General features: G+C 73.2%; 12 protein-coding genes. 5 read left to right on the top strand and 7 right to left on the bottom strand.

Features of this window, described 5'->3' with window-relative positions; translation table 11 throughout:
* Positions 1-202: 202 nt before the first annotated feature.
* Both ACIY1X_RS19520 and ACIY1X_RS19515 read right to left on the bottom strand, forming a co-directional pair.
* Positions 203-1,495, bottom strand: a complete 1,293-nt coding sequence (locus tag ACIY1X_RS19520; protein WP_399683708.1) for a mechanosensitive ion channel family protein — start codon at positions 1,493-1,495, stop codon at positions 203-205.
* A 21-nt stretch (positions 1,496-1,516) separates the two neighbouring features.
* Entirely contained in the window at positions 1,517-2,473 is a 957-nt protein-coding gene (locus tag ACIY1X_RS19515) for a histone deacetylase family protein (protein WP_399683705.1), read from the bottom strand.
* An 88-nt stretch (positions 2,474-2,561) separates the two neighbouring features.
* Here ACIY1X_RS19515 and ACIY1X_RS19510 point away from each other — a divergent pair, with 88 nt between their 5' ends.
* From ACIY1X_RS19510 to ACIY1X_RS19490, 5 genes are read left to right on the top strand one after another with little or no spacing between them, the layout of a single operon-like run.
* A complete protein-coding gene (locus ACIY1X_RS19510) occupies positions 2,562-3,482 on the top strand; it encodes an AAA family ATPase (protein ID WP_399683702.1) in 921 nt (306 codons plus the stop codon).
* Positions 3,479-4,450: a DUF58 domain-containing protein gene (locus ACIY1X_RS19505; protein ID WP_399683699.1), complete on the top strand. Its 972-nt coding sequence runs from the start codon at positions 3,479-3,481 to the stop codon at positions 4,448-4,450. The genes ACIY1X_RS19510 and ACIY1X_RS19505 overlap by 4 nt, the downstream gene beginning before the upstream one ends.
* Positions 4,444-6,456 (top strand): transglutaminaseTgpA domain-containing protein, encoded by a 2,013-nt coding sequence (locus ACIY1X_RS19500; protein WP_399683696.1) that lies wholly within the window; start codon positions 4,444-4,446, stop codon positions 6,454-6,456. The genes ACIY1X_RS19505 and ACIY1X_RS19500 overlap by 7 nt, the downstream gene beginning before the upstream one ends.
* Before the next feature lie 20 nt (positions 6,457-6,476).
* Complete coding sequence (gene mltB / locus ACIY1X_RS19495; RefSeq protein ID WP_399683695.1) at positions 6,477-7,568, top strand: lytic murein transglycosylase B; 1,092 nt, start codon at positions 6,477-6,479, stop codon at positions 7,566-7,568.
* A gap of 25 nt (positions 7,569-7,593) precedes the next feature.
* The gene (locus ACIY1X_RS19490) at positions 7,594-8,232 is read left to right on the top strand and encodes an N-methyl-D-aspartate receptor NMDAR2C subunit (protein ID WP_399683692.1); all 639 of its coding nucleotides are present in this window, start codon (positions 7,594-7,596) and stop codon (positions 8,230-8,232) included.
* On the opposite strand, the gene ACIY1X_RS19485 is transcribed toward ACIY1X_RS19490, so the two are convergent.
* From ACIY1X_RS19485 to ACIY1X_RS19465, 5 genes are all read right to left on the bottom strand, one after another.
* Positions 8,213-8,770 (bottom strand): methyltransferase family protein, encoded by a 558-nt coding sequence (locus ACIY1X_RS19485; RefSeq protein WP_399683690.1) that lies wholly within the window; start codon positions 8,768-8,770, stop codon positions 8,213-8,215. The two genes, ACIY1X_RS19490 and ACIY1X_RS19485, sit on opposite strands and share 20 nt — an antisense overlap.
* A gap of 9 nt (positions 8,771-8,779) precedes the next feature.
* Complete coding sequence (locus tag ACIY1X_RS19480; protein ID WP_399683688.1) at positions 8,780-9,277, bottom strand: hypothetical protein; 498 nt, start codon at positions 9,275-9,277, stop codon at positions 8,780-8,782.
* Positions 9,274-10,239: a beta-ketoacyl synthase N-terminal-like domain-containing protein gene (locus tag ACIY1X_RS19475; RefSeq protein WP_399683685.1), complete on the bottom strand. Its 966-nt coding sequence runs from the start codon at positions 10,237-10,239 to the stop codon at positions 9,274-9,276. The genes ACIY1X_RS19480 and ACIY1X_RS19475 overlap by 4 nt, the downstream gene beginning before the upstream one ends.
* Positions 10,240-10,349: 110 nt before the next feature.
* Entirely contained in the window at positions 10,350-10,631 is a 282-nt protein-coding gene (locus ACIY1X_RS19470) for an acyl carrier protein (protein ID WP_051953579.1), read from the bottom strand.
* A 188-nt stretch (positions 10,632-10,819) separates the two neighbouring features.
* Positions 10,820-11,953: an ABC transporter permease gene (locus ACIY1X_RS19465; protein WP_399683681.1), complete on the bottom strand. Its 1,134-nt coding sequence runs from the start codon at positions 11,951-11,953 to the stop codon at positions 10,820-10,822.
* Positions 11,954-11,955 lie beyond the last annotated feature (2 nt).

Here is an 11,955-nt window from a genome sequence, read left to right as displayed (position 1 = left end):
GACCTTGATGTCCTTGTCCACCACCCGCTTGACGGGCACCAGTACTTTCATGGCTTGACTCCTAGGAAATGAAATCGGAAATCAGTGAGGCGGGGCGCTCGGAGCCCGCAGGGTCCGGGGCATTCTAGGGTTCGGGGTCTTCCGCGATCCCCATGCGCCGCATGGACGGGATGCGCAAAAAAGAACGATCGTGCTTTTTCGATTATAGGCGAGCCTCGTCCACCGTCCCGGAAAGCCGACCGTCCGGCATGGACTCGATGCGCACCACGCGCTGCGGATACGGGATGTCGATGCGCGCAGCGCGCAGGCCTTCCAGGAGGGCGATGTTGATGGCCGAGCGCAGGTTGTCCCTGCCCTTCTCCGGGTCGCGCACCCAGAAGTGCAGCGTGAACTCCAGCCCGTCGGCCACGAAGCCGGTGAGGTAGGCCACCGGCGCCGGGTCGGCCAGCACCCGCGGCTGCGCCCGCGCCGCGCCGGTGAGGATGGCCTGCACCTGCGCCACGTCGCTGCCGACGCCCACCACGATGCTGGTCGTGATGTTGAACTTCTGGTCGGCCAGCGAGAGGTTCTCCACCCGGCCGGTGATGATCGACTCGTTGGGCACGATCGCCTCGCGCCCGTTGCCGGCGCGGATGAGCGTGTAGCGCGTCTTGATGTCGGTGATGCGGCCCTCGAAGGTGTCGACCTTGACGTTGTCGCCGATGCGGATGGAGCGCTCCAGCAGGATGACGAAGCCGCTCACGTAGTTGGCCGCCAGCTTCTGCAGGCCGAAGCCCAGCCCCACGCCGAGCGCGCCGCCCAGCACCGACAGCGCCGTGAGGTCCACCCCCACCGCCGACAGCGCGAACAGCAGGCCGATCAGCAGCAGGAAGGCGCGCACCGCGTTGGAGGCGACCTTGCGCATCGACAGGTCGGCCACCGCCTCGCGCAGGACGCGCTTCTCGATGGTGGCGGCGATCCACAGCGCGATGGTCAGCACCACGGCCGCCGAGAGCGTGCCCTCGAAGATCGTGCGCACGCTCACGCTCGTCTTGCCGAAGCCCAGGGTGATCTCGTCCAGTTCGGCCAGCACCGGCGGCAGCAGCCCGACGATCCACAGCACCGCGGCGATCCACGCCAGCCAGGAGACGGTGCGCTCGATCAGCCGCGCCAGGGTGGAAGCCGGGAACACCGCATGCAGCACCCGCGCGAAGAGGCGGATGACCGCCAGCGCCAGGAACACCGAGACGCCCACGCGCAGCACCAGCACCGGATGGCCCAGGCCTGCCAGCCCGCGGCGCGACAGGTCGGCCAGCAGCAGGGCCAGCAGCGGGAACAGCAGCCCGTCGATGGTGCGCACGCCGAACCACACCGAGTCCCTGGGCTGATCGCGCCCGAACCAGCGGGCCACGGCCCAGGCCAGCGCCACGGCGGCCAGCACCAGCGCCACTTCCAGCGACAGGCTGCGCGCGTCGGCGCGCGACAGCCGTTCGACGAAACCGTTCCAGTCGGTCATGCGCGCGGGCAGCGGGCGGCGTCAGAGATCGGCCAGCACGCGCACGTGGGTCTCCACGCTGCGCGCCAGGGCGTCGAGGTGGTAGCCGCCCTCCAGCAGCGACACGATCCGCCCCTTGGCATGGCGCCTGGCCACGTCGCGGATGCGCTCGGTGATCCAGGCATAGTCGTTCTCGTTCAGGCCCAGCTGGCCCAGCTCGTCCTCGCGGTGCGCGTCGAAGCCGGCGCTGACGAAGATCATCTGCGGCCGGAAGGACTCCAGCCGCGGCAGGCAGACCATGTCGAACACCTCGCGCACGTCCATGCCCTTGGTGTAGGCCGGCACCGGCACGTTGGCCATGTTCTCGGCCGGGTGCTCGGTGCCGCTGAAGGGATAGAAGGGGTGCTGGAAGATGCCGGTCATCAGCACGCGCGGATCGCCGGAGAGGATGTCCTCGGTGCCGTTGCCGTGGTGCACGTCGAAGTCCACGACGGCCACGCGCGAGAAGCCGTGCTCGTCCAGCGCATGCCGCGCCGCGATGGCGACGTTGTTGAGGAAGCAGAAGCCCATGGCCTGCTCGCGGCAGGCATGGTGGCCGGGCGGGCGCACGGCGCAGAAGGCGTTGGCCAGTTCGCCCCGCGCCACCGCGTCGGTGGCGGCGATGGCGGCGCCGGCCGCCCGGCGCGCTGCCAGCAGCGTGCCGCGGTTCAGCGCCGTGTCGGGATCGACCTGGGCGTGCTCGGGGCCGCCCACGCCTTCGTCGGCCACCAGGCGCTGGTGCAGGGCCTCGAGATGTTCCAGGTGGGCGGCCGAATGCGCCCGCGTGATCTGCGCCAGCGTGGCCAGCGGCATGTCGTCGCGGCGGTCCAGCGCATCGGCCACGCCGGTGACGAGCAGGCGGTCCTCGATGGCGTCCAGCCGCTGCGGGCATTCGGGGTGGCCCCGGCCCATCTCGTGCTTCCAGAAGTCGCGATGGATGTAGTAGCCGGTGGATGCCATGTCTCGGGGCTCGTGCGCGTGATCGCTATACCTCACACGGCACGGGGCGATGGCCGTGGGGTATCGTCTGCAGCATATGGATACAAAGATGGACGTGGCGACCAAGCTCGCCAGCCTGCTGGGTCAGCTTAACACGGTGATCGTGGGCAAGGAGGCGCAGGTGCGCGACTGCGTGGCCTGCCTGCTGGCCGGCGGCCACCTGCTGATCGAGGACGTGCCGGGGGTGGGCAAGACGACGCTGGCGCACGCGCTGGCCCACACCTTCGGGCTGCAGTTCTCGCGCGTGCAGTTCACGGCCGACCTGATGCCCGGCGACCTCTCGGGCGTGGCGATCTACGACCGCGGGCAGCAGGGCTTCGTCTTCCACGCCGGGCCGCTGTTCACGCAGGTGCTGCTGGCCGACGAGATCAACCGCGCCAGCCCGAAGACGCAGAGCGCGCTGCTGGAGGCGATGGAGGAGAAGCAGGTCACGGTGGAAGGCGAGACGCGCCCCCTGCCCTCGCCCTTCTTCGTCATCGCCACGCAGAACCCGCAGGACCAGCTGGGCACCTTCGCGCTGCCCGAGTCGCAGCTGGACCGCTTCCTGATGCGCATCTCGCTCGGCTACCCCGACCGCGCGGCCGAGCGCGAACTGCTCGCCGGCGCCGACCGGCGCGAGCTGCTGGCCGGGCTGCCGGCGCTGCTCACCGCCGCCGAGCTGGGCGCGCTGCAGCAGCGCGTGCTGCAGGTGCATGCGGCCGACCCGCTGCTGGGCTACCTGCAGGACCTGGTGGCGGCCACGCGCTCGGGCCACTGGTTCCTGCAGGGCCTGTCGCCGCGCGCCGCCATCGCCGTGCTGCGCGCGGCCAAAGCGCAGGCGCTGCTGGCCGGGCGCGACTACGTGGCGCCCGACGACGTGCAGGCCGTGCTGCCGCAGACCATCGCGCACCGCCTCACACCGGTCGGCGACGCCGGCCGCGGCGCGGTCGAGCAGGTGCGCGCCATGATGGCGGCGGTGCCCTTGCCGTGAACCCGGCCGCCGCGCTGCGCCGCCGGCTCGACGGCTGGTTCCTCTCCCGGCGCCCGCCGTCGGACCGCCTCCGGCTGACCCAGCGCAACGTCTACATCGTGCCCAGCCGCGCCGGCTGGATGCTGGGCGCGACGCTGGGAGTGCTGCTGCTGGCCTCCATCAACTACCAGCTCAACCTGGGCTACCTAATGACCTTCCTGCTGGCCGGCTGCGCGGCGGTGGGCATGCACGTGTGCCACGCCACCCTGCGCGGCCTGGGCCTGCACCTGGCGCCGCCGGAGCCACAGTTCGCCGGTGACAGCGCCACGCTGCGCGTCACGCTGCACAACGAGCGGCGCGGCACGCGCCACGGCATCGGGCTGGCGGTGCGCGGCAGCGGCCAGTGGTCGTGGACCGACGTGCCGGCCCAGGGCACGGCGACGGTGGACGTGGCCTTCCGCGCGCCGCGGCGCGGGCGGCACCCGGTGCCGGTGCTCACCGCCGAGACGCGCTTCCCGCTGGGCACCTTCCGCGTCTGGACGGTCTGGCGGCCGGCGGCGCAACTGCTGGTCTACCCGAAGCCCGAAGCCCATCCGCCGCCCCTGCCGGCGCCCGAGCCGCGGCCCGGCGAGGCGCCCGCCAGCCTGCGCGCACGCGCCGGCGGCGACTTCGACGGCGTGCGTGCCTACCGCCGTGGCGACCCGCTCAAGCTGGTGGTGTGGAAGCGCGTCGCGCGCGCCCAGACGGCCGGGTCGGATGAACTCGTCAGCCGCGACGCCGACGAGGCCCGCCGGCACGAACTCTGGCTGGATGCGCAGGCCGCCGGCCTGGCCGACCCCGAGGCACGCCTGGCCCGCCTCGCGGCCTGGGTGCTGCAGGCCGAGCGCCTGGGGCTGGACTACGGCCTGCGCGCCGGCGGCCGCACGATCGCGCCGGCGCAGGGCGAGGCCCAAAAACGCGCTTGTCTCGAATGGCTCGCAACATGCTGAAGCTGCCGCGCCAGATGCCGCGCGACACGCGCGACACGCTGTTCCTGCTCGGCGTGATCGCGCTGATCGTGCTGCCGCAGTTGCCCAACCTGCCGCTGTGGTGCATCGCGCTGGCGCTGGTCGTGCTGCTGTGGCGCGGCGCGCTGGCCTGGCAGGCGGCGCCGCTGCCCGGGCGCTGGTGGCGCATCGGCCTGCTCGCGCTGGCGCTGGGCGCCACCTTCGCTACCCACCGCACGCTGCTGGGCAAGGACGCGGGCGTGACGCTGGTCGTCGTGCTGCTGGCCCTGAAGACGCTGGAGCTGCGCGCGCGGCGCGACGCCTTCGTGATCTTCTTCCTGGGCTTCTTCGCGATGCTCACGAACTTCTTCTACTCGCAGTCGCTGCTCACCGCGGCGGCGATGCTGGTCGCCCTGCTGGGCCTGCTGACGGCGCTGGTCAACGCCCACATGCCGGCCGGCCGGCCGCCGCTGATGCAGGCGGCGCGCACGGCGGGCTGGATGGCGCTGGCGGGCGCGCCGGTCATGCTGGCCCTGTTCATGTTCTTCCCGCGCCTGGCGCCGCTGTGGGGCACGCCCAACGACAACATGACGGGGCGCACCGGCCTGTCGAACACCATGCAGGTGGGCACCATCGCCGAGCTGGCGCTGGACGACGGCATCGCGGCGCGCGTGCGCTTCGACGACGGGCGCATGCCGCCGCGCGACCGGCTGTACTTCCGCGGACCGGTGCTCTCCAGGTTCGACGGCCGCGAATGGACGGCGCTGCCGCCGTGGGAGCGCGGCTTCCTGCCGGCCAACCTGCGCGTGCGCGGCGAGCCGGTGCGCTACGAGCTGACGCTCGAACCCAGCAACCGCCCCTGGCTGCTGACACTGGACGCCACGCCCCAGGCGCCGGCCGTGGAGGAACTGCGCATCTTCCAGACGCCCGACCTGCAGTGGATGAGCAGCCGCCCCATCGGCGACCTGCTGCGCTACCGGGCCGAGAGCTGGACCGACTTCGACAGCGGCCCGCAGCGCCGCCTGCCGGGCCTGCAGGTCTACACCGCGCTGCCGCCAGGTCGCAACCCGCGCACCGCTGAGCTCGCAACACAGATGCTGGCGCAGTCGCGCGCCCAGGCCGGCGGCGGCGACGCCACCGCGGCGCTGGTCGGCCTGGCCCTGCAGCGCCTGCGCACCGGCGGCTACAGCTACACGCTGGAGCCCGGCGTCTACGGCGACGAGACTGCCGACGAGTTCTGGTTCGACCACAAGGCCGGCTTCTGCGAGCACATCGCCTCGGCCTTCGTCGTGCTGATGCGCGCCGCCGGCGTGCCCGCGCGCATCGTCACCGGCTTCCAGGGCGGCGAGATCAACGCGGTGGACCGCTACTGGACCGTGCGCAACAGCGACGCCCATGCCTGGGCCGAAGTGTGGGAGGAAGGCCGCGGCTGGGTGCGGGTGGACCCCACCGGCGCCATCTCGCCCGACCGCATCGGCCAGTTCCGCCGGCTGTCGCCGCAGCCGGGCCTGCTGGCCGGTGCCATCGGCGCCGTGAGCCCCACGCTGGCGCAGAACGTCCGCGCCGTCTGGGAGGCGATCAACAACGGCTGGAACCAGTGGGTGCTCAACTACACGAAGAGCCGCCAACTCGACCTGCTGAAGAAGCTCGGCTTCGACAGCCCCAGCCTGGCCGACCTGGCCTGGGTGCTGCTGTGGCTGCTGGTCGGCGCCAGCCTGGCCGGCGGCGCTTGGACGCTGTGGGAGCGCAGCCGCATCGACCCTTGGCTGCGCCTGCTCGGCCGGGCGCGCGCCCGGCTGGCGCGCGCCGGCGTCGAACTGCCGCCCCAGGCCGCGCCGCGCCTGATGGGCGAGCGCCTGGCCGAGCGCTTCGGCGCCGAGGCCAGCGCGCCGGTGCGCGCATGGCTGCTGCGGCTGGAGGCGCAGCGCTACGGCCGTGCGCCCACCGAATCGCTGCGTGCGCTGCGCGCGCAGTTCCGGCGGCTGCGCTGGCCCGCGGCAGGCGGCTGAGCCCCGTGCACAATCGGCGCATGCGCCTCCCGCCCTTCCGACGACTGCGCCCGCTGGCGCTCGTGCTGATCGCCGCCGCCACGGCTCACCTCGCAGCCGCCGCCCCGAAGGGCGCTCCCGCCAAGAAGCGGCCTGCCGCGGCCGCGCCGGCCGCCCTCTTCTACGCCCAGCGCGGCGACGCGATGCAGTTCGCCGACGAGGTGGCCCGCCGCCACGGGCTGGACGCCGCCTGGGTGCGCGACACCATCGGCCAGGCGCGCTTCCTTGCCAACGTGCCGCGCCTGATGCTGCCGCCGCCGCGTGGCACCGCCAAGAACTGGGAGCGCTACCGCAGCCGCTTCGTGGAGCCGGTGCGCATCGCCGCCGGCGTGCGCTTCTGGCGCGACAACGAGGCCACGCTGGCGCGCGCCGAGCGCGAGTTCGGCGTGCCGCCGGAGATCGTCGTCGGCATCATCGGCGTCGAGACCATCTACGGCCGGAACATGGGCAGCTTCCGCGTGCTGGACGCGCTGGCCACGCTGGCCTTCGACTTCCCCGACGTGCATCCGCGCGCGGACCAGCGGCGCAGCTTCTTCCGCGAGGAGCTGGAGAGCTTCCTCTCGACCGAAAGCCGCACGCACGACGACCCCACGCGCCCGCTGGGCAGCTACGCCGGCGCCATGGGCATGCCCCAGTTCATGCCCAGCAGCATCGCCAGGTACGCCGTGGACTACGACGGCGACGGCCGCATCGACCTGGTGAACAACCCGCAGGACGTGATCGGCTCGGTGGCCAGCTACTTCAAGGCCTTCGGCTGGCAGCGCGGCGTGCCCGCCACCTATCCGGTGCAGCTGGGCGCGCAGGCCAACCTGCCCGTGCTGCTGGAGAAGGACATCCTGCCCAGCCTGAGCGCCGACGCCTTCGTCGCCGCCGGCGCGCAGCTCGACCGCGAGGGCCAGCGCCACCCCGGCCTGCTGGCATTGGTCGAGCTGCAGAACGGCCCCGACGCGCCACCCACCTACGTGGCCGGCACGCAGAACTTCTACGTCATCACCCGCTACAACTGGAGCAGCTACTACGCGATGTCGGTGCTGGACCTGGGGCAGGAGGTGAAGGCGGCGATGGCGCAATGAGCCTCGCCGGGCCGAAGGTATTCCGGTGACCGATCCGCTGCGGACGCACTGGACCGGGGCGTGGCGCGCGCTGGGCACCGAGCCGCCTGCCGGGCTGCTCGAGCGGCTGCTGGCCGCCTACGCCGAGCCGCAGCGCCACTACCACGGCCTGCAGCACCTGGCCGAGTGCATGGCGCACTTCGGCCGCGAGCGCGCCGCCGCCGCGCATCCGGCCGAGGTGGCGCTGGCCCTGTTCTTCCACGACGCCGTCTACGACGTCCACGCGCACGACAACGAGGCGCGCAGCGCCGACTGGGCGCACGAGGCGCTGCGGCAGGCCGGCGCCGGCGACGAGGCCGCGCAGCGCGTGCATGCCCTGGTGATGGCCACCTGCCACGACGCGCAGCCCGAAGGCGCCGACGCGCAACTGCTGGTCGACATCGACCTCGCCATCCTCGGCGCGCCGCCGCCGCGCTTCGCCGAATACGAGCAGCAGATCCGACGCGAGTACGCCCACGTGCCGCCCGAGGTGTTCGAGCCGCGCCGGCGCGCCATCCTGGGCCGCTTCCTGGCGCGCGATCCGCTGTACCTCACGCCCGGCCTGCGTGCGCGCTGCGAGGCGCAGGCGCGAAGCAACCTGCGCGGCGCCCTCGGGCCAGGGACGCCTACAGCAGGAACGGAATGAAGCGCCGCGTGCGCGCCATGTAGTCGCGGTAGGCCTTGCCGAAGTGCGCCAGGCACTCCTGCTCGTCGCGCAGCGCGGTGAGCACCAGCAGCAGCGTGGCGGCCAGCACCAGCGCCGTGCCGGCCCACGATGGCTGCTTGAGGAAGGCGGCCCACGCCAGCGCGATCAGCGCGGCGTACATCGGGTGCCGGATATAGCGGAAGGCGCCGGAGGTCACCAGCGCGCTGGTGCGCTCGAAACCGTAGAGCGCCGGATCGTCGTCGCGCTGCGCGCCGGGGCGGCCCTCACGCCGCAGCCGCCGCACGGCATGCAGCGGCAGCCAGGCCGACAGCACCAGCAGCGGCCATGACAGCAGTTGGCGCGGCGCCAGCGGGTCGTCGTGCCACACGGGCAGGTTCAGCACCACCAGGCCGAGGATGCATTCCCAGGCGAAGAAACGATAGAAGCCGTGCGAGCCGGGCCGGCGCAGCGGCCGGCGCGAGGCGTACGCGAGGGCGGCGGTGCCGGCGATGAACAGCAGGACCTGGAATTGGAGCATCGGGCGACTCTACTCCGGCACCCAGCGCTGCCATGCCGTGCGCAGCCGGCCGCCGTCTTCCTCGACGCGGCCGAACAACAGGCCCTCGGGCGCCGCGCCGGCGAGCGCCAGCCGCAGCAGCGCCTGCGCGTCGCGGCCGGTCACGAAGGCCGCGTCGCCGCGCCAGTCCAGCGCCTGCCCCAGTGCCGCCAGCATCATCGCCGGCTGGCTCTGCATGAAGTGGAAGGGCATGGGCAGCAGGCCGGCGCGCACCTGGCCGATGCCGGTGCGCATGGCGCCTTGCGCGCCGCTCAGGCTCCACACCCGCACGCGGGCCGCGGGCGGCAGCGCCGCCTCGCCCGCCTTGTCCAGGCAGCGGCAGGCGCCGTACAGCGCCAGCTCGGCCCACACGCCGATGCGGCGCGGGCGCTGGCCGAGGCGCCGGGCCAGGGCGTCGCGCCAGTCGGCGGGGAGCGCGGACAGGTCCACCTGCGCCGCCAGGCGCCAGCCGGGCATCGGGGCGTTCATGCCTCGCCGTCCTCCAGCACCAGCGCGGCGTGGCCGCCGCCGAAACCGATGGACAGGGCCAGGATGTGGCGCGGCTGTAGGGGCCCGTCGCCCGCGAACGCCACGCCCAGGGCGGGTTCGGGGGCTTGCTGCATCGCCGGCCAGGCCTGCGCTTCGGCACACCCCATCAGCAGCGCCAGCTCGGCCGCGCCGGAGGCCCCCAGCGCATGCCCGATGGCGCCCTTGAAGCTCGCCATCGGCGGCGGCGCGCCGAACAGCGCGCGCAGCGCGCCGGCCTCGATCGCGTCGTTGGCCGGGCTGCCGGCCGCCTGCGGCTTGACCAGGCCGATGTCGGCCGGCTGCAGGCCGCTGCGTACCAGCGCCTGCCAGCACACGGCGAGGATCGTGTCGTGCTGCGCGCCCGTCGGGTTGCGGCCGTCGGCGATGTTGGCGCCGCCGCGCAGCCGCCAGCGCGCCGGCGCCGCCGTCAGGTGCAGGGCGGCCACGGCCTCGCCGAGCACCAGCCCGTCGCGCCCCGCGCCGAAGGGCCGGGCGTGCTGCGGCGAGAGCAGCTGCATCGCGCCGAAGCCGGCCACGGAGAAGCGGTTGCGCAGTTCCACGCCCAGCACCAGCGCCTGCGTCGCCTCGCCGGCCTGGAGCAGGTCCATCGCCGCCAGCACGGCGTTGAGCGACGAGGTGCAGGCGGTCGAGACGGTGAAGACCGGCCCGCGCCACGCCAGCGCCTGCGCCACGGCATCGCCGAAGGTCTGCAGGTCGCCGGCGAAGGGGCCGGCCGGCGCGCCGCCCTCCTCCTCGAAGCCAGCGTCGAGCGAGGAGGAGCCGATCAGGAGCGGCACGTCCGCGCGCGGATCCACACCGCCACACTGCGCCGCCACCTCGCGCACGTGGGCGGCCAGCCGGTCCAGCCACGCGCCGCCCGCATCGGGCAGGCGGTGGACGGGCCACGCGAAGCCTTCCGCCACATCCACATGCTCCGGCGCACCCTCACCAAGACGCAGCGCCTCAACCACGCCCGGTACGCCCTCGCCCAGTGGGCAAACGAGGCCCATGCCCGCAACGTAGACGCCGTGGCTCACACGCGCCGCTCGATCAGGTGCTGCGCCAGGCTGGCGATGGAGGCGAGCGCCCGGCGCGTCTCCTTGCTGTCGGGCATGCGCACGCCGTAGCGCTGCTGGATCGCCATGGAGATCTGCAGGGCGTCGAGCGAATCGAGGTCCAGCCGCGCGTCGGGGCCGAACAGCGGCTCGTCGTCGCGCAGGCCGCCCTCGGGCGGCTCCTTCTCGACGGCCTCCAGCAGCACCTGCCGGAGTTCGTCCGCCAGCGCGGCGGCATCGGGGGAAAGGGCTTCGTTCATAGACCTCGGATCAGTTCTGGGCTGCCGCGCATGCCGCCGGCAACGCACGAACAGCGGGGGACTTGAGGCCGCGGAGCAGGCCATGCGGGAACATCCGCGGAACTGGCTCTGCCAGGCCGCAGGATGTGCCCCCTTGAAGGGGGTGGGCGGAGCGGAACGAAGTCCGCGAAGACTGGGGGTGGTCCATTTCAAAATCCGCGGCGGCGGAACAGCCAGGCCGCCAGCGCCAGCATGGCCAGGCCGAACACCACCAGCCGCAGCACGTGGGGCGCCGCCTCGGCTAGGCCGCCGCCGCGCAGCAGCACGACCAGCAGCCCTTCCAGGCCCCAGTTCATCGGCGACCACTCGGCCACGCGCTGCATCAGCGGCGGCATCACGAAGCGCGGCACCATGATGCCGCCCACCGCGCCCATCAGCACGTTGAGGATCGGCCCCACCGTGGCCGCCTGCGCATGGGTGCGCACGGCGCAGGCCAGTGCCAGCGACAGGCCCACCGCGGCCACGCCGGTCGCCAGCAGCACCACGGCGAGCGCGGCGCCGTCGACGCCCGCCAGCGACAGCGCCTCGCCGCCCAGCAGCGGCATCACCCACACGCCCACGGCCAGCATCAGCAGCGCCTGCAGCGCGTTCACGCCCAGGTAGGGGATGGCCTTGGAGGCGAGCATCAGCGCCGGCGGCACGCCCAGGCTGCGCAGCCGCGCCAGCGTGCCGCTGCTGCGCTCCTGGATGAACAGGCTGGACATCGAGGCGACGACGAAGAACATGCCGAACACCAGCCAGGCCGGCACGTTCTGCTGCACGGCCGTGGGCCGCACGGCGCCGCCGGCGAAGCGCTCGGCCTGCACCAGCGCGGCCATCGACGCGCCGGGCGAGGCGCCGGCGCTCATGTATTCGAGGCGCGCCTTGGCGTCGCCGGCGGTGCCGACCAGCTCGGCGCGCAGGGCGTTGAAGAGATGGCCGTCGATGCCCGGCTCGGTCAGCAGCCGCAGGTGCGCGGCGGTCGGCAGCGCCGGCGCATCCAGCGCGGCGGACAGGCCCGGCTCCAGCACGACGAGGTACTTGAGTTCGCCGCTGCGCAGCGCCTCGCGCCAGTCGGCGGGCAGCGGCCGCGGCTCGCCGTGCGCGCGCACCCACAGGCCCTGCACCAGCCGCGCCGCGTCGCCGGCGTCGCGCACGTCCAGTGCGTACGGCAGCGACGCGGCCGGCGGGTTGTAGTAGTGCTGCAGCGCCAGCGACATCAGCACGATGAAGATCATCGGCATGACGAACAGCGCGCCCAGGCCGTGCAGGTCGCGGCGCAGGGCCAGCAGCTCCTTGCGGATCA

The sequence above is a fragment of the Xenophilus sp. genome, from assembly GCF_044462705.1.
GTDB lineage: Bacteria > Pseudomonadota > Gammaproteobacteria > Burkholderiales > Burkholderiaceae_C > Xenophilus > Xenophilus azovorans.
The sequence above is the reverse complement of the archived record's forward strand: the minus strand, read 5'-3'. Positions and strand labels throughout refer to the sequence as shown.

Coding starts and splice junctions, on each gene's coding strand:
- ACIY1X_RS19515 (WP_399683705.1), bottom strand. CDS start 2,473: ATGGCATCCACCGGCTACTACATCCATCGCGACTTCTGGAAGCACGAG.
- mltB (WP_399683695.1), top strand. CDS start 6,477: ATGCGCCTCCCGCCCTTCCGACGACTGCGCCCGCTGGCGCTCGTGCTG.
- ACIY1X_RS19510 (WP_399683702.1), top strand. CDS start 2,562: ATGGACGTGGCGACCAAGCTCGCCAGCCTGCTGGGTCAGCTTAACACG.
- ACIY1X_RS19520 (WP_399683708.1), bottom strand. CDS start 1,495: ATGACCGACTGGAACGGTTTCGTCGAACGGCTGTCGCGCGCCGACGCG.
- ACIY1X_RS19470 (WP_051953579.1), bottom strand. CDS start 10,631: ATGAACGAAGCCCTTTCCCCCGATGCCGCCGCGCTGGCGGACGAACTC.
- ACIY1X_RS19480 (WP_399683688.1), bottom strand. CDS start 9,277: ATGAACGCCCCGATGCCCGGCTGGCGCCTGGCGGCGCAGGTGGACCTG.
- ACIY1X_RS19485 (WP_399683690.1), bottom strand. CDS start 8,770: ATGCTCCAATTCCAGGTCCTGCTGTTCATCGCCGGCACCGCCGCCCTC.
- ACIY1X_RS19500 (WP_399683696.1), top strand. CDS start 4,444: ATGCTGAAGCTGCCGCGCCAGATGCCGCGCGACACGCGCGACACGCTG.